Genomic DNA, 23,119 nt, shown 5'->3' with positions numbered 1-23,119 from the left:
ACCATCAAAATAAAGCGGAAATTTTCGCTTGGAAGTATCGATAAATTGGATAAGCGTTAGAACAATCGCCCCAGCAATGCCGTTACGGCGGTTTCTACGCGCAAAATTCGCGCCCCCAGTTGTACGGTTTGCAGACCCGCTTTCTCTAATAGTTCGACCTCGTAAGGCAGCCAGCCGCCTTCCGGGCCTATGGCGAGTGTAACAGCACCGCTGACTGAGCGAGGGCAGGGCGGGTAATCGCCCGGGTGGCAGAGTAGCCCCAGACTGTCACCCGCGATAGCGGGCAGGCGGTCTTCTACAAAAGGCTTAAATTGGCGCTCGATCTGTATCTGCGGCGGCACGGTATCACGTGCTTGTTCCAGTCCCAGCAGTAATTCATGGCGGGTGGCATCAGAGGCAAGGCGCCTGCTCTGCCAGAAGCTCTTTTCTACCCGTGCGCTGCCCAGCAGGATTAAACGCGGCACGCCCATTGCGGCAATGACTTGGAACAAACGGTGCAGCATCTGCGGACGCGGCAGGGCGAGCACGAGTGTAAGTGGCAGTTTGGGCGGCGGTGGCTGGTCGAGCGTTAGCTGTAATTCGGCCTGTTGCTTAGACAGGCTTAACACTTTTGCTTGTCCCATCAGAGCGCCCAAGCGGCCGGCTTTTAGGCTATCGCCGACCTTAACGCGCTGCACCTTAAGCAGGTGTTGCAAACGGCGGCTATCGGTTACGCGGGCGCGTTGGTGATCGATAAAGTCGCCCTCATCCAGCAGCAGCAGGTTCATCGCAGGCTTCAGGTTGTTGGCGTTTTCTAATCAGCGAGCCGGCAAGCAGCCCCAGTTCAAATAAAAACCACATGGGTACGGCGAGCAATGTCTGCGAGAACACATCCGGCGGGGTCAAAATCATGCCAACGACAAAGCAGCCGACAATCACAAAGGGGCGAATTTTTTTAAGGTAGGCGACATCGACCACGCCAATCCAGATCAGTAATACCACGGCTACCGGAATTTCAAAGGCCAGGCCAAAGGCAAAAAACAGCGTTATGACAAAATCCAGATAACTGGATATATCCGTCATCATCGCTACGCCTTCCGGGGTGACGCTGGCAAAGAAGTGAAAGATCAGCGGGAAGACCAAAAAGTAGGCAAAGGCCATCCCGAGATAAAACAAAATAACGCTGGAAACGAGCAGCGGCACGGCAATGCGTTTTTCTTTTTGGTATAGCCCAGGGGCGATAAAGCCCCAGATTTGCTGCAAGATCAGTGGCATGGCGAGAAACAGCGCGACTATTGCGGTGAGTTTTAACGGGGTTAGAAAAGGCGAGGCGACATCGGTTGCAATCAGTGTCGCGCCTTCTGGCAGGTATTTGCGAAGTGGCGCGGAAATGGCGGTGTAAATCGGCTGCGCAAAGTAGAGCAAGCCTAAAAACAATGCGAGAACGACCAGCACGCAGCGCAGCAGGCGGGTTCTAAGTTCGGTTAAGTGCGAGACCAGCGGCATTTCCTGGTCATCTTCTGGATGGACACTATTGGTCATGCGGCGGCTTTTTTTCCAGGCTTAATGGGCTGGGCGGCGGATTGGGGTTGTTGGCAAGGCTTTGTTTAAATTGGCGTTCCATATCGAGGATGGCTTCGTTATGCAGTTGGCGGCGGATTTCATCAGCACCGATTTCGCGTTCGACTTCTTGACGAATATGGTTGAACGTGCGCCGAAAACGCCCAAGCCAAAGGCCAGCGGTACGCGCGGCGGCGGGCAGGCGCTCGGGACCTAAGACTAATAAGGCAACCAAGCCGACCAGCAAGAGTTCTGAAAAGCCGATACCAAACATGGCGGCGGGTTTATTTTTTCAGCGCGTCTTCGGTTAAAGGCGCAGCGCTGGCAGGCTCTGCCTTTTTTTCGATCGCAGGCGGTTCGGCGGCGGGCGGGGTTTTCTCGTCTTCATTCATGGCGCGGCGAAAGCCTTTGATGGTTTCGCCTAAGTCACTGCCCAAGTTTTTTAGTTTTTTAGTGCCGAACACCAAGACCACGACGATGAGAATAACAACCCAGTGTTTCCAATCAAAAATACCCATTGTTTTAATGCTCCTGGGAAAGGTTGCGGGCGGCTTTTTCGGCAAGTCCGGAAAGACCGCTGCGGCGTTCGAGTTCATCCAATATCTGTTGCGGCGTAATATCGCGCGCGGCGAGCAGTAGCAAGCTGTGAAACCATAAATCGGCCATTTCATAAATCAGTGCCTGATTATTGCCGCTTTGCTCGGCATCTTTGCCGGCAATAATGACTTCGCTGGCTTCTTCGCCGATTTTTTGCAGGATTTTATTTAAGCCTTTTTGATAAAGACTGGCGGCATAAGAAGTATCCGCGCTTGCGGATTTACGTTCTTGCAATACGGCATAAAGCCTTCCGAGGCGCTGATCACTCATGCGGGTGGCCTTGCTGATAAATGGCTTCTGCGGGTTTAAGCACCGGGTCTGTGATTTGCCACTGGCCGTCTTTTTGCACGCGGTAAAAGCAGCTTTCGCGTCCGCTATGGCAGGCAATGCCGCCGATTTGTTCGACCAATAGCAGCAGCACATCGGCATCACAATCGAGGCGCAGTTCGTGCAGCTTTTGCACGTGGCCGGACTCCTCGCCTTTGCGCCAGAGTTTGCCGCGCGAGCGCGACCAGTAAATGGCGCGGTTTTCCGCCAGGGTCAGTGCTAGCGCCTCGCGGTTCATCCAGGCGAGCATCAGCACCCTGCCGCTTTGCCAGTCTTGGGCAATGGCGGGAATCAGGCCGTCCTGGTTCCAGCGGATGTGGTCGAGCCAATCAGTCATGGCGGGTTTCTACGATAAATAAGCTGCGTATTCTGCCAGCCTGGGGTTATCTGCGCAAAATCAGATAAAGGCCAACGGCACCGAGCAGGGCAGGAAGCAGTAATGTGCTGCTGCTATCCGGCATGATCGATGAAGTTTGTTGCAGCGCGGTGACGACAAGCAGTGCCACGCCGATACCGCGTTCCAGTAGGTGGCTGTTAGGCGGTGCGGGCGGTGGTTCGGCGAGGCGCTCCATGGCCATTTGCGTGCTGCGAACCAGTTGCGGCAGTTGTTCCAGTTGGCTTTTTAAATGGTTGAAGATTTGTTTGGGGCTCACGCGCTCGCGCATCCAGCGTTCGATAAAGGGCTTGGCGGTTTCCCACAGATTAAGTTCGGGGTAAAGCTGGCGACCCAAGCCTTCGATATTGAGCAGGGTTTTTTGCAGCAGCACCAGTTGTGGCTGCACTTCCATATCAAAGCGCCGCGCAATCTGAAATAAGCGCAGCAGCAAATGGCCGAAGGAAATATCTTTTAGCGGCAGTTCAAAAATCGGCTCGCATACGGTGCGCACGGCGGCTTCAAAATCCTCCACCCTGGTACCCGCCGCGACCCAGCCGGAGTCAATATGCAGTTGCGCGACTTTGCGGTAGTCGCGGTTAAAAAAGGCCATCAGGTTGTGCGCCAGATAGTCTTTATCTTCGGTCGAAAGGCTGCCGACAATGCCAAAGTCGATGGCGATGTACTGCGGATTTTGCGGGTGCGCCCGGCTGACAAAGATATTGCCCGGATGCATGTCGGCGTGGAAAAAATTGTCGCGGAACAATTGGGTAAAGAACAATTCCACGCCGCTTTCGGCTAAACGCCTAAAGTCCGTGTTTTGCGCTTTAAGGGCGGCCAGATCGGTGACTGGAATGCCGTTGATGCGCTCCATCACCAGCACACGGGCGCGGCACAGCGGCCAGTAGACGCGCGGCACATAGAGCTTGGGCGAGTTTGCAAAGTTGCGGCGAAATTGGCTGGCGTTGGCCGCTTCGCGCAGCAGGTCGAGTTCGTCAAAGATGATTTTTTCGTAGTCGCTGACCACATCCACCAGATGCAAGCGGCGTGCCTCGCTGGATAAGCGTTCGGCAAAGCGCCCCAAGGCAAATAGCCAAGCAATATCGGCGTGGATAACCGCTTCCAGATTGGGACGAATCACTTTGATAATCACTTCGTCGCCGTTTGTAAGGCGAGCGGCGTGGACTTGGGCAATGGAGGCACTGGCAAGCGGCGCAGCCTCAAACCAGGCAAACAGGTTTTCTACGCTATCGCCAAACTGCGCCTCAATCATCGATTGGGCTTGAGCGGGGTCAAACGGCGGGACTTTATCCTGCAAAAAGCACAACTCAGCGGCAATATCCGGAGCCAATAGATCGCGGCGGGTGGAGAGCATCTGGCCGAATTTGATAAAGATCGGCCCTAAATCTTGCAGAGCCAGCTTTAAGGCTTCGCCGCGCGGGTAGTGTTTTCTTGGCAGCAGCCGCCAAGGTAAGACAAAACGTAGCACCGCAAGCCACCAAGGCAGACGCGCGGCAAACAACAGGTCATCCAGCCGGTAGCGGATAACCACGCGCAAAATGGCCAGCAGCCTACGGATGGCGAGCAGGCTCACAGGCGATTAACTCGTTGTAGCGCATCCAGGCGCTGTTGTAAGCCTTCCCGTTCGGCAAAACCGGCGCAGGCTTCGGCCTGATGGGGCAGCAGGGCGGTTTCTGCCGGCAGATATTCCGCCATATCTGGCTTGCCTGCCAATACAAAAGGCGGCGCTTGCAGTCGCGCAGCTTTATCCGCTGTGCCAAGGGTTAGCTTCAAGGCTTGATGCCGCGGTGCAGGGCGACAATGCCGCCGGTCATATTGTGAAAGCTTACCCGCGCGAAACCGGCCGTCTGCATCATGGCTTTAAGTGCTTCCTGCGGCGGGTGCATACGGATGGATTCGGCCAAATAGCGGTAGCTGTCTTCGTCGCCGGCGACTAATTGCCCTAATTTAGGCAGTATGCGAAAAGAATAAGCGTCATACAGTTTGCCCAGCAGTGCATGGCGCGGTTTGGAAAATTCCAGCACCAACAAACGACCGCCGGGTTTGAGCACGCGCAGCATCGACTCCAGTGCTTTTTCCTTATGGGTCACATTGCGCAGACCAAAGGCGATGGAAACGCAATCAAAACAATTATCGGAAAACGGCAATTGCTCCGCATCGGCTTGCACAAAACGCAGATTGCCCGCCACACCGGCATCGAGCAGTTTGCTGCGGCCCATTTCCAGCATCGAGGCGTTAATGTCGGCGAGCACCACTTCACCCTCTGCCCCCACGCGCAAGGCAAATTGGCGCGCCAAATCGCCGGTACCACCTGCAATATCCAGCACGCGCTGCCCCGGGCGAACAGCAGAAAGCTCGATAGTCAAGCGCTTCCACAAGCGGTGAATGCCGGCGGACATTAAATCGTTCATCAGGTCGTAGCGAGCGGCAACCGAGTGGAACACCTCGGCAACCTTGGCGGCTTTTTCACTTTCCGCCACGCTCTGATAGCCAAAATGGGTACGCGGCTCGGCCTCGCTGCCGCTTGCACTCTCGCCCATTGTGTTAAAGCCCCCGCCGCTTAAAAAACCGTCATTCTAAACGCTCTGCGCCCATCCGGCACGGTTTGCTCAGTTTTCATGATATCTAAACCAAAAGCATAGAGTTACCGATTTGCGCTTTTGCTTGGATCTATGTACAAGCGTCTGCGCGCTGACGGTATTAGCCCGCATGACGGGTATGTCAATCCGCATTTCAAGTGAAACCGGCCTCTGTGAAGCAGCAAATCAGCAGCGCGATGGACGCAGATGTCATTTATTCAGCTTAGGAGCTTAGAGCCATGAGGGATATCTTCACAAGCAAGAGATGGCGGCGGGCGGTGATGGCTCTGCCTATCATAGTCATACTGTCAGCCTGCCTGTTTGATGAATCAAACGCGCAAACCAAGAGCAAGTTGCAAGTGACTGCAAGCTATGTGTTTAAAGACAAAGGCTCCGCTGTGGTGCGATTGGCGGAAGCGGCGGCCAGAGGCGACAGGCAAGCTGTCGCCAAGCTGGTGCAGCAGGGCGCTGATGTGAATGCGCTGGGAGATCTTGATACGTCCGTACTGCAATGGGCTTTTTGGAACCAAAGCATTGACGGCATGCAGGCGCTGCTTAAAGCCGGCGCGGATCCGGCCTTGATAGACAACAAGGGGATGACCGTGATGCATTACGCGGCTGCGATTGATGACCCCTCGCTGCTACAAGGGTTGCTGGATGCGGGGGTCAGTACGGAGGTGCGTGATCCGAAAGGGCAGACGCCTCTGCATGAAGCGATCTGGAATAGGCGCGAGCCTCAACTTCGTATCTTGCTCGGCGCAGGCGCGGACCCCAATGCGCAGGCGATAACCGGAGAAGGGATGCTGGAAACCGGGAGTCGGCCATTACATCTTGCTGCCTCGTTGAATGATGTAAAAGGCATCTTGGCATTACTGGAAGCGGGGGCCGATCCGCGAGCGCTGAATGGACGTGGCCGGACATTTCAGTCCTACTTGAACACGATGGATGAATCCATCGCCACGGATTCATTTGTGGCCGGCAAGCGAAAAATCGAGGCTTGGCTGGTGAAACATGGGGTTGAGCTGGAACGCAAACCTTAGCGGTGAGTAAACCCTGCCCCTTGCCCTGTGCGGTGTGGTACTACAGGGTAGGGCGGCTCATAGCAAAGTCATCCATGTCTGTGGCGTTATGCACGGTGCCAGTGCTTGCAAGAACCTCAAAGGTAGCTCGTGATACGGCATAATCCGTCGCTTTGTTGCGCCTTGAGGAGGCTGGCTTGGATACCTCTCTGCTTGATTTTATACAGCGCCTGGAAACTCTGATAACCCGCCTTGAGCCGTTATTACCGCCGCTGGAACAGCCGATTGATTGGCAGCAAACATTAGCCGCGCGTTGGCGGCGCAGTGGCGCGGGCGGTTATTTGCAGGCGCTTGGCGTGCGTTTGGATTTGCGCTTTGACGATTTGATAGGTGTGGAGCGTCAACGGCAGCAACTTTCTGCCAATACCCGCCAGTTTGTGGCCGGTCTGCCTGCCAATCACGCGCTGCTCTGGGGCGCACGGGGAACCGGTAAATCGTCTTTAGTGCGTGCGCTGCTCGCGGAATATGCCAAAGACGGATTAAGGCTGATTGAAATCGAACGCGACCATCTGGCCGATTTGCCGCAGTTGGTCGAACGCCTCGGCAGTCTGCCGCAGCGCTTTTTGCTGTTTTGTGATGACCTGTCGTTTGAAGCAGGCGAGGGCGATTACCGCATCTTGAAAACAGTGCTGGACGGCTCGCTGGCACAAGCGCCGGATAACCTGTTGCTCTATGCCACTTCCAACCGACGCCATTTAGTACCGGAACGCGAAAGCGACAACGAACATTGGCAGATGCAAGACGGCGAACTGCATCCATCGGAAGCGGTCGAGGACAAAATTGCGCTGTCTGACCGTTTTGGTTTATGGCTGTCGTTTTATCCCTTTACGCAAGAGCATTATTTAAATGTAGTGCGGCATTGGATTGGCTCGCTGGCGCACTCTGGCCAGCTGCATTGGCAATGGACGGACGAACTCGCTATTGAGGCGGTGCGCTTTGCCAGTGCACGCGGCAATCGCAACGGGCGCTGCGCCTATCAATTTGCTCGGCAATGGGTCGGTTTACAGTTGGTCGATAACGGGAAGCAGGAGGTCGCTGACAGATAAGTTACTAAAGGTATCCACACGCACTATCGCTGCCACTTGCGTGCGGTGGCGAATAGGCATTTTCAGGTCGCAAACGGGCAAACGAAGGTTGCCCGCCTTGCCGACAATCTTTTGCAATCCGGTTGCGTTGGCAGCCCACTAAAAACCTTGGAGTGACCCATGTTTCACAAGAATGACCAAATTGCAGGCTACGACGACGAACTGCTCGCGGCTATTAAAGGCGAGGATCTGCGCCAGGAAGCGCATATTGAGCTGATTGCCTCAGAAAACTATTGCAGCCAGCGGGTGATGGAGGCGCAAGGTTCGGGGCTGACCAACAAGTACGCCGAAGGCTACCCGGGCAAGCGCTATTACGGTGGCTGTGAATGGGTCGATAAAGTCGAGTCGCTGGCGATTGCGCGTGCCAAGCAACTGTTCGGCGCGGATTACGCCAACGTGCAGCCGCATTCCGGTTCATCGGCCAACTCGGCGGTGTATCTGGCGTTGCTCAATGCCGGTGACTGTATTTTGGGCATGAGCCTTGCTCACGGCGGGCACTTAACCCACGGTGCCAAGGTCAGCTCCTCTGGCAAGCTGTACCACTCGGTGCAGTACGGTATCGACAAAAACGGTTTTATTGATTACGACGAAGTCGAGCGCCTGGCCTTGGAACACAAGCCGAAAATGGTCGTGGCCGGTTTTTCGGCTTATTCACAGATTTTGGATTTTGCGCGTTTTCGTGCGATTGCCGATAAAGTCGGTGCATTGTTGTTTGTCGATATGGCGCACGTGGCGGGTCTCGTCGCGGCTGGCTTATATCCCAATCCAGTGCCTTTTGCCGATGTCGTTACCACCACCACCCACAAAACCTTGCGCGGCCCGCGTGGCGGCTTGATTTTGGCGAAAAGCAATCCTGAGATTGAGAAAAAACTCGACTCGGCGGTATTCCCCGGCGCTCAGGGCGGCCCGCTGATGCACGTGATTGCCGCCAAAGCGGTGTGCTTTAAAGAGGCGCTGGAGCCTTCCTTTAAGGACTACCAAAAGCAAGTGATTAAAAACGCGCAGGCGATGGCGAAAGTGTTTATCGAGCGCGGCTTTGATGTGGTTTCCGGCGGAACCGAAAACCATCTGTTTTTGCTTAGCCTGATCAAACAAGGCATTACCGGCAAGGAAGCCGATGCTGCGTTGGGACGGGCGCATATCACGGTCAATAAAAACGCCGTACCGAATGACCCGCAAAGCCCGTTTGTCACCTCCGGTTTGCGTATCGGCAGCCCGGCAGTCACCACGCGCGGCTTTAAAGAGGGAGAGTGCCAAGAGCTTGCCGGTTGGATTTGCGACATTCTGGATAATTTGGGCAAGGCCGAAGTGGAAGCGGCGGTTGCTGCCAAAGTCGCCAAAGTCTGCGCCGAATATCCGGTCTACCGCTAATTCCAATAACAATTAAGGAGCACGAGCATGCAGCGATTTTCCGGCTTTAGTTTGCTTCGCAATGCTTTTAGCCATCATCAAAACTGGCAGCGCATGTGGCGCAATCCTACGCCAAAACCACTGTATGACGTGCTGATAGTCGGTGGCGGCGGGCATGGGCTTGCCACTGCCTATTATCTGGCCAAGGAATTTGGCATCAAAAATGTGGCGGTGGTGGAAAAAGGCTGGCTGGGCGGCGGCAATACCGCACGTAATACCACCATCGTCCGCTCCAACTATTTATGGGATGAATCCGCCCGCCTGTACGAGCACGCGCTCAAACTGTGGGAAGGTTTGTCGCAAGATTTAAACTACAACGTTATGTTCTCGCAGCGCGGCGTCTACAACCTGTGCCACAGCTTGCAGGACATGCGCGATGCCGAGCGCCGCGCCAGCGCCAATCGGCTTAATGGCATTGACGGCGAAGTGATCGATGCCAAGCAGCTCGCCGAAGAAATCCCCTATTTGGACTGCTCAAAAAATACCCGCTACCCGATTATGGGTTCGACCGTGCAGCGCCGTGGTGGCGTGGCGCGGCATGACGCCGTCGCTTGGGGCTATGCCCGCGCCGCCGATGGTGCAGGCGTGGATTTGCTGCAAAACACGGAAGTCACCGGTTTTCGCAAGCAGGACGGCGCGGTTATCGGGGTAGAAACCAACAAAGGCTTTATCGCTGCCAAGCGCGTGGGCGTGGTCGCGGCGGGCAATTCCGGCCATCTGGCAAAACTTGCCGGTATCCGCCTGCCGCTGGAATCGCACCCGCTGCAAGCGCTGGTTTCCGAACCGATCAAGCCGATTATTCACAGCGTGATTATGTCCAACGCGGTGCACGGCTATATCAGCCAATCGGACAAGGGCGATTTGGTCATCGGTGCGGGTATCGATAGCTACAACGGTTACGGTCAGCGCGGCTCGTACCGCACCATCGAGCATACCTTGCAGGCGATTGTGGAGCTGTTCCCGGTACTTTCGCGCGTGCGCATGAACCGCCAGTGGGGCGGCATTGTCGATACCACGCCGGATGCCTGCCCGATTATCAGCAAAACCCCGGTTAAGAACCTTTATTTCAACTGCGGCTGGGGTACTGGCGGCTTTAAAGCAACGCCAGGTTCCGGGCATGTGTTTGCCGCAAGTCTGGCAGGCGAAGAGATGCACCCGCTGGCAAAACCCTTTGCTATTGAGCGTTTTTACAGCGGCGCATTAATTGACGAGCACGGCGCCGCTGGGGTCGCGCACTAAAAATACTCCTCTCTCGCCAAGCGAAAGAGGAAAGGTAAGCGATTGATAGCTCTCTGCCATTGTTGGGGCAGAGGAGAACCTATTTCAGGAGAACTTTTATGCTGCAACTCTTCTGCCCGCACAGTAACGAGCTTCGCTCTGAAGAGGAATTTCACGTCAAGGGCGAGGCGCACCTGCCGCGTCCGCTCGACCCCGATGCCTGCACGGACGAAGAATGGGGCGAGTACCTGTTCTTCCGTAAAAACCCGCGCGGCTTGCACCACGAGCTTTGGGTGCATTCGGCGGGCAGTCGTAAATATTTCAATGCGACGCGCGATACCGTCACTTACCAAATCCATGAAACCTACAAAATCGGCGAGCAGCCAAAAGCCTTGGCAGAAGGAGAGGGCGCATGAACCAGCCCAATCGTCTTGATCAAGGCGGACGGATTGACCGCGGCCAGCCGCTGAGCTTTCGCTTTAACGGGCGCGAGCTGCAAGGCTACGCGGGCGATACCTTGGCTTCGGCGCTGCTCGCTAACGGCGTGATGGTGCTGGGGCGCAGCTTTAAATATGCACGTCCCAGAGGACTGGTCGCCGCCGGTGCGGAAGAACCCAACGCGCTGATGCAAATCGGAAGCAGCGAGGCGACCCAAGTGCCGAATGTACGCGCCACGCAGCAGGCGCTGTATGCGGGTCTCACCGCGCACAGTACCAACGGCTGGCCGAGTGTCGATAGCGACATTATGGGACTGGTCGGCAAATTGGGCGGTGCGTTAATGCCGCCGGGGTTTTATTACAAAACCTTTATGCAGCCGAAAAAACTTTGGCATACCTATGAGAAGTACATCCGCAAAGCCGCCGGTTTTGGCCGTGCGCCGACCGAGCCGGATGTGGATATTTACGACCATATCAACCAAAACTGCGATGTATTGGTCGTCGGCGGCGGCGCGGCGGGACTTGCGGCGGCGCTTGCGGCGGGTCGTAGCGGTGCGCGGGTGATTTTGGCCGATGAACAAGAAGAGTTCGGCGGCAATCTGCTGGATACGCGCGAAACCTTAGGAGGCAAGCCAGCCGCCGAATGGGTCGCTGCCGTGCTGGCAGAACTCGCGCAAATGCCGCACGTGACCTTGTTGCCCCGCGCTACGGCCAACGGCTATCACGACCACAACTTTTTAACCCTCTGCGAGCGGCTCACCGACCACTTGGGCGAACGTGCTCCGCTATTGGAAAACGGTGCGGCGAGAGCCCGCCAGCGTATGCACCGTGTGCGTGCGAAACAGGTGGTGCTGGCGACCGGCGCACACGAAAGGCCGTTGGTTTATGCGCGTAATGACATCCCCGGCAATATGCTTGCCGGTGCGGTTTCTACTTATCTGCGCCGTTATGGCGTTAGGGCAGGGCGCAAGCTGCTGCTGTCGGTGAATAACGACTACGCCTACCGCACCGCGCTGGATTGGCTGGATGCCGGTTTGCAAGTGGTCGCTGTCGCCGATGCGCGCAGCAATCCGCAAGGCGATTGGGTGAACGAAGCCCGCCAGCGCGGCGTACGCATTCTGGAAAAAAGCGCGGTAGTTGAGGTTTTTGGCGGCAAACAGGTTAAAGACGCTCGGGTAATGCCGATTGACAGCAACGGCAAAGTGACCGATGGCAACGCTGAGCATTTTGCATGCGATCTGGTCGCTACCTCCGGCGGTTATAGCCCGGTGGTGCATCTGGCCTCGCACCTCGGTATTCGTCCGGTTTGGCGTGAGGATATCGCGGCTTTTGTCCCCGGTGAGACTTGGCAAGAGCGCCTTTGTGCGGGCGCGGTTGCCGGGATATTCCGCTTAAGCGAAGTATTGCAAAGCGGCTATGAAGTCGGCGGTCAAGCGGCGGCCAAAGCGGGCTTTAGTATCGTCCACGGGGATTTACCGAAGACCGAAAACCGCCAGGAACAACCGCTTCAGCCGTTGTTTTTAGTACAGCACCCAAAAGGCACGGCACGAGCACCGAAGCAGTTTGTTGACCTGCAAAACGACGTGACCGCCGCCGGTATTGAGCTGGCCGTGCGCGAAGGCTTTGAGTCGGTCGAACACGTCAAGCGCTATACCGCGCTGGGTTTTGGTACCGACCAGGGCAAGCTGGGCAATGTCAACGGTTTAGCCATTGCGGCCAAGGCGTTAAATGTGCCTATCCCACAAATGGGCACGACCATGTTCCGCCCCAACTACACGCCGGTGGCCTTTGGTGCCATTGCCGGTCGTCACTGCCGCGCACTGTTTGACCCCGAACGCTACACCGCCATGCACCGCTGGCATGTGGAAAACGGCGCACAATTTGAAGATGTCGGCCAGTGGAAGCGCCCCTGGTACTTCCCCAAACAAGGCGAAGACCTGCACGCCGCGGTGGCCCGCGAATGCCTTGCCGTGCGTCATTCAGTGGGCATTTTGGATGCCTCCACGCTGGGCAAAATCGATATTCAAGGGCCCGATGCTCGCGAGTTTCTGAACCGCGTCTACACCAACGCCTGGACCAAGCTCGATGTCGGCAAAGCACGTTACGGCCTGATGTGCCGCGAAGACGGCATGGTCTTCGACGACGGCGTAACCGCTTGTCTGGCCGATAACCACTTTTTAATGACCACCACCACCGGCGGCGCGGCGGGCGTGTTCGAGTGGCTGGAGCTGTATCTGCAAACCGAGTGGCCAGAGCTTAAGGTCTATTTGACCTCGGTGACCGACCACTGGGCAACGATGACGCTGTCCGGTCCAAACAGCCGCAAATTACTGGCAGAGCTCACCGATATTGACCTGTCGTCGGAGGCCTTCCCCTTTATGAGTTGGAAAGAAGGCCTGGTAGGCGGCATTCCGGCTCGCGTGTTTCGTATCTCCTTTACCGGCGAGCTGTCTTTTGAGGTCAACGTACAGGCCAACTACGCAATGGCGGTCTGGCAGCAGTTGATTGAAGCGGGCAAACAGTACGAGCTAACCCCCTACGGCACGGAAACCATGCACGTCCTGCGTGCCGAGAAGGGCTTTATTATCGTCGGCCAAGATACCGACGGTTCGGTCACGCCGAGCGACCTCAATATGGATTGGTGCGTCGGCAAAAACAAAGCCTTCTCCTGGATTGGCAAACGCGGCATGAACCGCGCCGACTGTCTGCGCGAAGGGCGCAAGCAACTGGTCGGGCTAAAACCCGTCGACCCGAAAAAAGTCCTGCCGGAAGGCACCCAGCTTTTATTTGAGAAAACCTTTACCGCCCCAGTCGATAGCGCCGGACACGTCACCTCCAGCTACTTCAGCGCGGCAATGGGGCATTCCTTTGCACTGGCGCTGGTTAAAGGCGGCCTAAAACGCATGGGCGAGCACGTCTTTGCCCCGCAGCCGGATGGCAGCGTCATTGAGGCCGAAATTTGCAGTTCGGTGTTTTACGATCCGAAAGGCGAGCGGCAAAATATCTGAGGATAAACCCTGTGAATACCGCCAATACCTACCAGCAACGCCCCGAAGACGGCAACGCCCGCGCTGAAACACCGTTGTTTTTTGCCCGTCGTAATGAAAAAACCAACAACGGAGCAGGACAAGTCACGCTGCGCGAGAAACCACTGCTAGGCCACCTAATGCTACGCGGTGATGCCAGCCATCCGGCTTTTGCCGATGCCATCCGGCAAACGCTAGGGGTGGCGCTACCCGCGCCGCTAAGCGTGGTTTATCAAGGCGAAACCTCTTTGCAATGGCTCGCCCCCGATGAATGGCTGCTGATTGTGCCGAGCGGAGAAGAATTCGCCACTGAACAGCGCTTACGTAAAGCCATGCCAGAGGGATTGCATTATTCCATCGTCAATGTCAGCGGCGGGCAGACCTTGGTCGAACTCGCCGGAACTAAGGCGCGACAACTATTGATGAAATCCACCGTCTACGACGTGCATCCGCGCAACTTCCCCATCGGTAAAGCGGTCGGCAGCACCTTCGCCAAATCGCAGCTTTTAATCAGGCGAAGCGGTGAAGACTGCTGGGAACTGGTTATCCGCCGCAGCTTTGCCGATTACTTTTGGGCATGGTTAAACGATGCCGGCAGCGAATACGGCCTGCAAACCGCTTAATGCTTAACCCATAACATCCCTACTCCCGCAGACCCTCGCCCACTGGCGGGAGGGTCTGCGGAAAGAGAAAACCACACCAAACCCTTACCGGAGTTTCCCGCTATGAGCCGTGCCACCGATACCTGGATTTTGACCGCCCAATGCCCCGGCGTACTGGGCACGGTCAACGCCGTTACCGCCTACCTCTACGAGCAGGGCTGCTACGTCTGCGAGCATCAGTCCTTTGACGACCGCTTGTCCGGCAACTACTTTATCCGCGCCGAATTTGGCCAGCCGGATCATTTCAACGAAGCCGCTTTTTGCGAAGGTTTAAGCCAGCAGCTAAAACCCTACGGCATGCGCTGGGAACTGACCGCACCCGCGCGGCGCATGAAAGTGCTGTTGATGGTCTCCAAAGCGGACCACTGCTTAAACGACTTGCTCTACCGCCAGCGTATCGGCCAACTGCGCATGGACGTGGTCGGCATTATCTCCAATCACCCCGATTTAGAGCCTTTAGCCCGCTGGCATGGTATCGACTGGCATTATTTGCCCATGCAGCCGGACGGCAAACCGGAGCAGGAACGTAAAGTGATGCAAGTGATTGAACAAACCGGTGCTGAACTGGTCGTCCTCGCCCGCTACATGCAGGTGCTTTCGGCGGATTTATGCAAAAAACTCGACGGCCGGGCGATCAACATCCACCACTCGCTACTGCCCGGCTTTAAAGGCGCTAAACCTTATCATCAGGCTTATGAAAAAGGCGTCAAAATGGTCGGCGCAACCGCCCACTACATTAACGACGACCTCGACGAAGGCCCGATTATTGCCCAAGGCGTGGAACCGGTAGACCATAGCCACTACCCGGAAGACTTGGTCGCCAAAGGCCGCGACATCGAATGCCTAACCCTCGCCCGCGCCGTTGGCTACCACTTGGAGCGGCGTGTCTTTTTAAACGGCAGCCGCACTGTCATCCTCAAATAACCCATTTCCCGCTGCGGCATTTTTACGCCGGAGCGGGAAATAATTACCGGTTCAAAGACTTGTGCAAGTGAAGAGAGCTGGCTATAGTCGCACCCCTCGCAAAATCCCTGCCCGAATGGCGAAATCGGTAGACGCAAGGGACTTAAAATCCCTCGCCAGTTACTGGCGTGCCGGTTCAAATCCGGCTTCGGGCACCAACTCTTATAAAAACGCCAAACATCTATTACCCGTTATTAGGGCGAGGCGCTGGCCGACGCCCCCTTGCCTTGCCATCAGCGCCCACTGACTGCTGCTGGGCTATTTTCCGTAGCCGGTCTGAATCGCCCCAGGGAATCTCTTGTATCTTTAACCTTCCGTCTGTTCAGATGTAGTGTTGAGATGTTATCCACAGCCCGTTATGGTCTTGGGAACGCAGTATCCCGATGTTCAGCACTTGGCGTGGATAGCATTTCTTTGTCGAAATCCCGAACAGTTGTCAGTCGGCGATGCGTTGTGCATTGACCACGTATATGCAAGATAGGGCTATGGCGAAGATTTCTCAAAACCAGGACGCGCTGTTTGTCGGCGTTGACGTTTCCAAGGCGACGCTGGAAGTGGCGTTGGACGACAAGCGCAAAACTGAACGATTCAGCAACGACGAGACGGGCATTGCCGCATTGCTTACGCAATTGCAGAGTCTGAATGTGTCACGGGCATGCAAGGTTAAAAGTGACGTCGATTTATTTGGGAACCTGAGCCTTATCCGTCATCTCTGGCGTTCGGTTCAGCGGACGCCAGTTTTTTCACTGCTTTGTCGAAATCGCTTTCAAACCGGCGATCTTGCACAATTCTGTATTTCTCAAATTCACTTTCCGCATGCGTCTGGGCAAGTTTTGCAGAAATCTTGCCGCTGTTCTGTAGCACTTCCCGATCATCAAACTCCAGGAAGGCGTCCAGACGCTTGGACCAGTCTTCCATGCTCATGGGGATTTTGCGGCGCGCCCGATCCTCAGCCAGTTCCAGATAGGCATTGACGATACGGCCCAATGAATCCAGCTCATCCTTGGTCAGGTAGTTTTTGGCCACGGCGACGTCGGTTTTCAGTATCTTGCCTTCGGGCGCGTTCGCCCAGGAAGTCAGCCCCATATGTGACTTGCTGCTATCGGCCCGCTTGCGGATCAACTCTGCTGCGGTATGGCCGTGGATGGCGTAATGCAGTTTGTTCTGTACCTTGGCGAAGAATGCCTTGCTGGTCGGTGCGTCCTTGTTGTAGTCCACGCTGGTGGCGTAGATGTCGGTGATCTTCTGGTAGAAGCGCCTCTCACTGAGGCGAATCTCGCGAATTTCTTCCAGCAGCCGCTCGAAGTAGTCCTCGCCCAGGAAACTGCCATTTTCCATGCGCTTGCGATCCAGCACATAGCCCTTGATAGCGAACTCACGCAGCACACCAGTCGCCCACTGGCGGAACTGGGTGGCACGTATGGAGTTGACCCGGTAGCCGACAGAGATGATGGCGTCGAGGTTGTAGAACTGGGTCTGATAGTTCTTGCCGTCACTGGCAGTTATCCGGAATTTCCGGATAACTGCTTCCGCGGTCAGCTCCTGACTGGCAAAGATGTTCTTCAGGTGTTCGCTGACGGTGCGCACATCCACCCCGAACAGTTCGGCCATCAGCTTCTGCGACAGCCACAGGGTTTCGTCCTCGTAGCGAGCCTCGATGCTCTGTTCGTCGGCCTGGCCAGTAAAAATCAAAAACTCGGCGGTGCTGTTGCGGATCAATTTTTTGCGACTCATACCAAGTATCTCCACGGAGTTTGTACGTCGAGCAAGCATGCTTTACCGCCTGTGCGATAACGCTGGTCGGTTACACCTGCCCACCCACCCCTTTGAATTTTTCGACGAACGCGGCAATCTTCTGGAAGACGCTTTGCTTTTTGCTCAGGTACTCCGGATTGAGCGGGCTTATCTTGGGCAGGAGGGCATTGAGTTCGGTGCCGTTCTCGCTGGCGAATTCACGTCTCAGTGAGCTGCGGATGTACCGTCTGGCCGCCTCTGCATTCAGCGCCTCATCGTCAATCAACTCCTGAGCCTCGCGCTGCTGCTCGGCCTGGGCAAAGCTGAAGAATGCCTCGATCACGCTGGCCTTGTCGCCCAGCCCATCCAAGTCGGTCTGGTTGATGAACTCCACGACAAGACTTTCCTTGGCCCGATTACCCAGGCTGGCGCGAATTACTCGACGCACATCCTCGATCAGTGCCACCTTGTCCTTGGTTTTTTTGTTCTTCTCGAAGATCAATTCCAAGATGTAGTCCAGGTTTATTTCCTGCGACTTAAGCAGATCTACCTCGAACACCACATCATCCCAGTCGATGCTGGATTTTTCTTTTTCCGTTGAGGCTTTTTCCCTGCGCAGCCAGTCGCGGATGTCGTTGTAGGCGGAGCGGTAATCCTGGATCTTCCGATCGGCGGGAATGTGGATCGCCTGCAATGTGGCCAAATCTTCGTCGCTCAGGTAACGTTCCGCCTTGAAGGCCTCCACCGCTTGCGGGTCGTTCGTGTCAATATCCTGCAAGGCTTTCAGGCTGGCGAATTCATCGTAGTTTTGCAGCACGTTTTCCACGCGCAGATATTCACCAAACAGTTTGGCAAAGACCTTTTTGTCGGATTCCTTGACGATGTTCGCAGGATCTGGAAAGCGCTGCTCCAACTCACGCACCACATCCTTGAAGCCACGTCGCGCCTCGCCCGTGACGACATCGGTAAAGCCCTCCATGTACTCGGCATAGCTTTTTTCCAGCACCACGTTGCGGGTGTTCTTGTCACCGAACAGGGTGATGGCAGCAACGGTTGGCTGCTCCAGATCGCGGAAGGTGACGACATTACCGAAGGTCTTGGTGGCGTCAAAAATGCGGTTGGTGCGCGAATAGGCCTGAATCAGGCCGTGGTAGCGCAGGTTCTTGTCCACAAACAAGGTGTTCAGCGTGGGCGCATCGAAGCCGGTCAGAAACATCCCGACCACGATCAGCAAATCGACATCCTGCTCTTTGACGCGCTTGGCCAGGTCGCGGTAGTAATTCTGGAAACCCTTGCTGTCCACGCTGAAGCGGGTCTTGAACAGCGCGTTGTAATCGGCAACGGCCGCGCTCAGGAATTCCTTGGCGCTGCTGTCCATGGCCGAGACTTCAAAGCCTTCGTCCGCGATGTCGCCCACCGCGTCCTGCTCCTCGTTGGCAGCGTACGAGAAAATGGTGGCAACTTTCAAAGGCTTGTCGCTGTCCTTCTGCAGGGTCTTGAAGGCTTGGTAGTAGAGCTTGGCCGCATCCACGCTGCTGACGGCAAACATGGCATTAAAGCCCTTGGCACCCGCTTGCAGGCGGTGGGTTTTCGTCCGGAAGTTGTTCAGGATGTACTGGGTGATTTCGCGGATACGATCCGGGTGCAGTAAGGCCAGCCGGTTTTCCGCCGCACTGAGCTTCTTTTCGTCCTGCTCGGTTTCGATGGCTTTGAACCGCGGACGTACATCGTTGTAGTCCACCTTGAACTTGAGCACCTTTTCGTCACGGATGGCATCGGTAATGACATAGGAATGCAGTTCCCGACCGAACACACTGGCAGTGGTGTCCGCGCCCAGCGCGTTATCCGGGAAAATCGGGGTGCCAGTAAAACCGAACTGGTAGAACCTCTTGAACCTCTTCTTCAGGTTTTTCTGCGCCTCGCCAAATTGGCTGCGGTGGCACTCGTCGAAGATAAAGACCACCTGCTTGCCGTAGATCGGCAGGTCGTTTTCGCTCTTCATCAGGTTATTGAGCTTCTGGATGGTCGTGACAATGATCTTGTTGTCGTCCTTGTCCAGGTTGCGCTTCAGGCCCGCCGTGCTGTCCGAGCCGTTCACACTGTCGGGCGAAAAGCGCTGGTATTCCTTCATGGTCTGGTAATCCAGATCCTTGCGGTCCACCACGAAGAACACCTTGTCGATGAACTCAAGCTCCGTCGCCAGACGCGCGGCCTTAAAGCTGGTCAGGGTTTTGCCCGATCCCGTCGTGTGCCAGACGTAGCCGCTGCCCTCGGTGCTGCGCCAATGCTTGGCCTGATAGGCGCTCTTGATCTTCCACAAGATGCGCTCGGTCGCGGCAATCTGGTAGGGCCGCATCACCAACAAGGTATTGCCGACGTCGAACACCGAATAGGTCAGCAGCACATTGAGCAAGGTGCGCTTCTGGAAGAAGGTGGCGGTGAAATCCTTCAAATCCTTGACCGGGCTGTTGTCGGCCTGCGCCCAATTCATGGTGAAGTCGAAGCTGTTCTTATTGCGCTGCGTGGTGTTGGCGAAGTAACGCGTGTCGGTGCCGTTGGAGATAACGAACAACTGCAAATATCTGAACAGGGAATGCTCGCTGTTGAAGCTCTCCTTGCTGTAGCGATGCACTTGGTTGAAGGCCTCGCGGATGGCGACACCGCGCTTTTTCAGTTCTACCTGCACCAGCGGCAGGCCGTTGACCAGCACCGTTACGTCATAGCGGTTGACATGGCTGCCGGTTTGCTCGAACTGCTTGATCACCTGCGCCTTGTTGCGGGTGATGTGCTTCTTGTCGAGCAGGGTGATGTTCTGGATACGTCCGTCGTCGAACACGAAGTCATGGATATAATCGTCATGAATCTTGCGGGTTTTTTCGACGATTCCATCGCTAGGCTTATCCAGCCAGCTTTCTATGAGGCGTGCCCATTCGCCGTCCGAGAATTGGACATGGTTCAGCGCCTGCAACTGTTCGCGCACGTTGGCCAGTAGCGCTTCCGGGGTTTTCAGTTCCGGCAGGTATTCATACCCTTGATTGACCAAATCCTGAATAAACTCATACTCAAGATCGCTTTCGGTTTGATAGCTGTCGGCCACCTGCCATTGTTTGTCGTACCTGTCGAGGACGATAAAGCGGTTCAATTCGGCAATCGGTTTGGTGAAGTCAACCATATGCGATGTCCGGTTTGGGGAAGCTCAACAGCAGATCACGGTAATGGTTGTATTGCTTCTGGCGCAATTCGATCTCGCGGGGCAAGCCTTCGCTGATGGAGGTGGTGAGGGTGTCAAATTTGTCGAGAATGGCGACAATGCGGGTTTGCTCGGCAAGGGACTTTTCAGGGTCGTTCGCATAAGGAAGAGGGAGCTTGAAACTTTTGATGATGCTTGAGTTCAGATCGCCTCTAGCACCTTGGCCTAGCGCTTTGATGTTTTCATAATTAAAACTTACCCAGTGAAATACATAGCGGTACAACGCCTTTTTGCTGTCAATCTCTAGGCAGCCGCAGTGCTGATTGGTGGCTAGCGGAATCTTGTTAATCGCAGATCTACCTGCGGTTGCACCCGATATTGCAACGATTACGCAGTTTGCCGGAATCCACTTCGCTGCCGAACTGTCTAGCGCCGCCTGAGTAATTTTTACTTCGGTACTCTTAATATCTGAAAACTTGACCTCTTGGGTTCTTAGCCATGGAATATCACCGCCTTCGTAATACTCTGGCACACCTGCTTTTGGCGTTCCGCCTGAGTACCACTTCTTGGTTACGTCTCCCAGTGTCCTCCATTCCACTTCCCCATCTTCAAAACTCAACAACTGCTCGCGATAGTATTCGTATTGTTTTTTGCGCAAAATAAGCTCGCTGGTAAGCTCGCTGGTAAGCTCGCTGAATGCGTCTAAAATCTGGACTATTTTTGTTTGGATTTCAAGCGATTTTTTTGAATCTTCAGGGCATGGAATGGGAATCTTGAAATCCTTTACCTTTGCATCTGAAATAGCGGGATATGCAGATCCACTTTGATTTTCTTCAACATAGGCCTTGAAATCAGAAGATGCGATCCAATGCAAAATCCACTTGGGCGATACCTCTTCTTTCTTGGCGCGTAGAACGCAGTAACCGGTGCTGGCAACTTCGCCAGCATGATAATCATCAATTAAACAATAGCGCCGTTGAGCCGGACGTGTCGTTGCAAAAATAACATCATCCTTTTCAACAAGCTTTTGCGCACGGCTTGGTGCGTTGCTGCGCGTTATTTCTGATGTCTCAACTATTGTCTTCGTTTCAATATTTACAGAGGTGAGGTCAATATATCGGTAGGTGCGGTTCGCATCGCGCCACTTAACATTAGCCGTAGGCGATGTTACTTCCCCCAACGTTTTCCACTCGACCTCAACCCCATCCAGCAGTTTGTCCAAGAAGTTCATGCTGCTCATGCCTCCTGCCCCCTTCCTTCAATCTCAGCGACGATAGCGTCAATATCCTTCCGAAGCTGGTCGATGCGGGCCACGGTGGTTTTCAGCTCGGCGTTGAGTTTGGCAATATCCATCTCCTCGCGGGTGTCCTTGGCTTGAACATAGCTGCTGACCGACAGGTTGTAGTCATTATCGGCGATCACATCGTGATTCACTGATTTGGCAAAGTGTTCCACGTCGGCCTTGCTGTCGAACACCGACATGATTTGCTCGATATGCGAGTCCAGCAGCACGTTGTTGTTGGTTTCTTTCTTGAACAGGCTGCTGGCGTCGATAAACTGGGTGTTGGTGTCGGCCTTGTGTTTTGAGAGCACCAGAATGTTTACGGCAATGGTGGTGCCAAAGAACAGGTTTGGCGCGAGAGAAATCACGCTCTCTACATAGTTGTTGTCCACCAGATACTGGCGAATTTTCTGCTCGGCTCCGCCCCGGTAAAAGATGCCGGGGAAGCACACGATGGCGGCGCGGCCTTTGGCGGATAGATAGTGCAGCGCGTGCAGCACGAAGGCGAAGTCGGCTTTGGACTTGGGTGCCAGCACGCCGGCCGGGGCAAAGCGATCGTCGTTGATGAGGGTGGGGTCGTCGCCGCCAATCCACTTCACCGAATAGGGCGGGTTGGATACGATGGCATCAAAGGGTTTCTCGTCGCCAAAATGTGGGCTCCGCAGCGTATCGCCCAACTGGATGTTGAACTTGTCGTAGTTGATGTTGTGCAGGAACATGTTCATCCGCGCCAGGTTATACGTGGTGTGGTTGATTTCCTGGCCGTAAAACCCGTCTTCGATGATGTGTTCGTCGAATTGCTTCTTAGCCTGCAGCAACAGCGATCCGGAGCCGCAGGCCGGGTCGTAAATCTTGTTGACGCTGGCTTGCTTGTGCATGGCCAGCCGCGCGATCAGTTTGGATACATTCTGCGGAGTGAAGAACTCGCCGCCAGATTTTCCGGCGTTGGCGGCGTAGTTTGAGATGAGGAACTCGTAGGCATCGCCGAATAGGTCGATGTGATTGTCTTTAAAGTCGCCGAAGTCGAGTTCGGCGACCCGTTTGAGCACGGCGGCCAATCGGCTATTTTTGTCGGCTACGGTGTTGCCGAGGCGGTTGCTGGTGGTGTCGAAGTCGGCAAACAGGCCTTTGATGTCACGCTCTGATGGATACCCATTGGCAGAGCTTTCGACGGCGGCGAAGATGCGCGCCAGGTCGGTGTTCAGACTTTCGTTGGTGTTGGCACTGGCGGCCACGTTGACGAACAACTGACTGGGGTAGATGAAGTAGCCCTTGGTCTTGATGGCGTCATCCTTGATCTCCGGGGTGATGACGCTGTCGGACAGCTTGGCGTACTGGATGCAGTCATCGTCGGCCTCGATATAGGCGGTGAAATTCTCGCTGATGAAGCGATAGAACAGGGTGCCCAGGACGTATTGCTTGAAATCCCAGCCATCGACCGCGCCGCGCACGTCATTGGCGATTTGCCATATCTGGCGTTGCAGGGCGGCGCGTTGCTGGGTGCTGGTCATAGGGTTTTTCCTGTTTCAATCTTTTAGTCTTTTAGGTTTGGCTCAAGCATGGAGATTGAACCAAGAAAATGGGGCTTTGTCTTTGC

General features: G+C 55.2%; 20 protein-coding genes, 1 tRNA gene and 1 pseudogene. 9 read left to right on the top strand and 13 right to left on the bottom strand.

The window, feature by feature from the left end; genetic code table 11:
* Nucleotides 1-56 precede the first annotated feature (56 nt).
* From AXE65_RS03025 to ubiE, 9 genes and pseudogenes are all read right to left on the bottom strand, one after another.
* Entirely contained in the window at nt 57-767 is a 711-nt protein-coding gene (locus AXE65_RS03025) for a 16S rRNA (uracil(1498)-N(3))-methyltransferase (RefSeq protein ID WP_068387897.1), read from the bottom strand.
* A complete protein-coding gene (gene tatC, locus AXE65_RS03020) occupies nt 745-1,521 on the bottom strand; it encodes a twin-arginine translocase subunit TatC (RefSeq protein ID WP_068387893.1) in 777 nt (258 codons plus the stop codon). The genes AXE65_RS03025 and tatC overlap by 23 nt, the downstream gene beginning before the upstream one ends.
* Before the next feature lie 4 nt (nt 1,522-1,525).
* Nucleotides 1,526-1,813, bottom strand: a pseudogene (gene tatB / locus AXE65_RS03015) (Sec-independent protein translocase protein TatB); the annotation flags it as partial.
* A gap of 10 nt (nt 1,814-1,823) precedes the next feature.
* Complete coding sequence (locus tag AXE65_RS03010; RefSeq protein WP_068387890.1) at nt 1,824-2,057, bottom strand: twin-arginine translocase TatA/TatE family subunit; 234 nt, start codon at nt 2,055-2,057, stop codon at nt 1,824-1,826.
* A gap of 4 nt (nt 2,058-2,061) precedes the next feature.
* Nucleotides 2,062-2,406, bottom strand: coding sequence for a phosphoribosyl-ATP diphosphatase (locus tag AXE65_RS03005; protein ID WP_068387887.1), 345 nt, complete (start codon nt 2,404-2,406; stop codon nt 2,062-2,064).
* Nucleotides 2,399-2,800 carry a phosphoribosyl-AMP cyclohydrolase gene (gene hisI, locus AXE65_RS03000; RefSeq protein WP_068387885.1) on the bottom strand — a complete coding sequence of 134 codons (402 nt, stop codon included), beginning with the start codon at nt 2,798-2,800 and terminating at the stop codon, nt 2,399-2,401. The genes AXE65_RS03005 and hisI overlap by 8 nt, the downstream gene beginning before the upstream one ends.
* 46 nt (nt 2,801-2,846) lie before the next feature.
* Nucleotides 2,847-4,430: a ubiquinone biosynthesis regulatory protein kinase UbiB gene (ubiB, locus tag AXE65_RS02995; RefSeq protein ID WP_068387882.1), complete on the bottom strand. Its 1,584-nt coding sequence runs from the start codon at nt 4,428-4,430 to the stop codon at nt 2,847-2,849.
* Complete coding sequence (locus AXE65_RS02990; protein WP_068387879.1) at nt 4,427-4,630, bottom strand: hypothetical protein; 204 nt, start codon at nt 4,628-4,630, stop codon at nt 4,427-4,429. Before AXE65_RS02990 ends, ubiB begins: the two co-directional genes overlap by 4 nt.
* A complete protein-coding gene (gene ubiE / locus AXE65_RS02985) occupies nt 4,627-5,397 on the bottom strand; it encodes a bifunctional demethylmenaquinone methyltransferase/2-methoxy-6-polyprenyl-1,4-benzoquinol methylase UbiE (protein WP_068387876.1) in 771 nt (256 codons plus the stop codon). Before ubiE ends, AXE65_RS02990 begins: the two co-directional genes overlap by 4 nt.
* A gap of 278 nt (nt 5,398-5,675) precedes the next feature.
* Here ubiE and AXE65_RS02980 point away from each other — a divergent pair, with 278 nt between their 5' ends.
* The 9 genes from AXE65_RS02980 to AXE65_RS02940 all read left to right on the top strand — a co-directional run bounded on the left by AXE65_RS02980 (nt 5,676) and on the right by AXE65_RS02940 (nt 15,474).
* Nucleotides 5,676-6,476 (top strand): ankyrin repeat domain-containing protein, encoded by an 801-nt coding sequence (locus AXE65_RS02980; RefSeq protein WP_079214016.1) that lies wholly within the window; start codon nt 5,676-5,678, stop codon nt 6,474-6,476.
* 176 nt (nt 6,477-6,652) lie between these two features.
* Nucleotides 6,653-7,561 carry an ATP-binding protein gene (locus AXE65_RS02975; protein WP_068387870.1) on the top strand — a complete coding sequence of 303 codons (909 nt, stop codon included), beginning with the start codon at nt 6,653-6,655 and terminating at the stop codon, nt 7,559-7,561.
* 159 nt (nt 7,562-7,720) lie between these two features.
* Nucleotides 7,721-8,971: a serine hydroxymethyltransferase gene (gene glyA, locus AXE65_RS02970; RefSeq protein ID WP_068387866.1), complete on the top strand. Its 1,251-nt coding sequence runs from the start codon at nt 7,721-7,723 to the stop codon at nt 8,969-8,971.
* Nucleotides 8,972-8,998: 27 nt separating this feature from the next.
* Nucleotides 8,999-10,249 carry a sarcosine oxidase subunit beta family protein gene (locus AXE65_RS02965; protein ID WP_068387862.1) on the top strand — a complete coding sequence of 417 codons (1,251 nt, stop codon included), beginning with the start codon at nt 8,999-9,001 and terminating at the stop codon, nt 10,247-10,249.
* 98 nt (nt 10,250-10,347) lie between these two features.
* On the top strand, nt 10,348-10,644 hold the full coding sequence (locus AXE65_RS02960; protein WP_068387859.1) for a sarcosine oxidase subunit delta: 297 nt from the start codon (nt 10,348-10,350) through the stop codon (nt 10,642-10,644).
* Complete coding sequence (locus tag AXE65_RS02955; RefSeq protein WP_068387856.1) at nt 10,641-13,673, top strand: sarcosine oxidase subunit alpha; 3,033 nt, start codon at nt 10,641-10,643, stop codon at nt 13,671-13,673. The genes AXE65_RS02960 and AXE65_RS02955 overlap by 4 nt, the downstream gene beginning before the upstream one ends.
* A gap of 11 nt (nt 13,674-13,684) precedes the next feature.
* The gene (locus AXE65_RS02950) at nt 13,685-14,314 is read left to right on the top strand and encodes a sarcosine oxidase subunit gamma (RefSeq protein WP_068387853.1); all 630 of its coding nucleotides are present in this window, start codon (nt 13,685-13,687) and stop codon (nt 14,312-14,314) included.
* A gap of 102 nt (nt 14,315-14,416) precedes the next feature.
* The gene (gene purU / locus AXE65_RS02945; RefSeq protein ID WP_068387850.1) at nt 14,417-15,277 is read left to right on the top strand and encodes a formyltetrahydrofolate deformylase; all 861 of its coding nucleotides are present in this window, start codon (nt 14,417-14,419) and stop codon (nt 15,275-15,277) included.
* 109 nt (nt 15,278-15,386) lie between these two features.
* Nucleotides 15,387-15,474 (top strand) — tRNA-Leu (locus AXE65_RS02940).
* 541 nt (nt 15,475-16,015) lie between these two features.
* On the opposite strand, the gene AXE65_RS02935 is transcribed toward AXE65_RS02940, so the two are convergent.
* From AXE65_RS02935 to AXE65_RS02920, 4 genes are all read right to left on the bottom strand, one after another.
* On the bottom strand, nt 16,016-17,050 hold the full coding sequence (locus AXE65_RS02935) for a virulence RhuM family protein (protein WP_068387999.1): 1,035 nt from the start codon (nt 17,048-17,050) through the stop codon (nt 16,016-16,018).
* Between the two features lie 70 nt (nt 17,051-17,120).
* Entirely contained in the window at nt 17,121-20,222 is a 3,102-nt protein-coding gene (locus AXE65_RS02930; RefSeq protein WP_068387848.1) for a type I restriction endonuclease subunit R, read from the bottom strand.
* Nucleotides 20,215-21,480: a restriction endonuclease subunit S gene (locus AXE65_RS02925; protein ID WP_068387845.1), complete on the bottom strand. Its 1,266-nt coding sequence runs from the start codon at nt 21,478-21,480 to the stop codon at nt 20,215-20,217. The genes AXE65_RS02930 and AXE65_RS02925 overlap by 8 nt, the downstream gene beginning before the upstream one ends.
* Nucleotides 21,477-23,033, bottom strand: coding sequence for a type I restriction-modification system subunit M (locus AXE65_RS02920; protein ID WP_068387842.1), 1,557 nt, complete (start codon nt 23,031-23,033; stop codon nt 21,477-21,479). Before AXE65_RS02920 ends, AXE65_RS02925 begins: the two co-directional genes overlap by 4 nt.
* Nucleotides 23,034-23,119: the final 86 nt, after the last annotated feature.

The organism is Ventosimonas gracilis (genome assembly GCF_001580025.1).
Lineage (GTDB): Bacteria > Pseudomonadota > Gammaproteobacteria > Pseudomonadales > Pseudomonadaceae > Ventosimonas > Ventosimonas gracilis.
The sequence above is the reverse complement of the archived record's forward strand: the minus strand, read 5'-3'. Positions and strand labels throughout refer to the sequence as shown.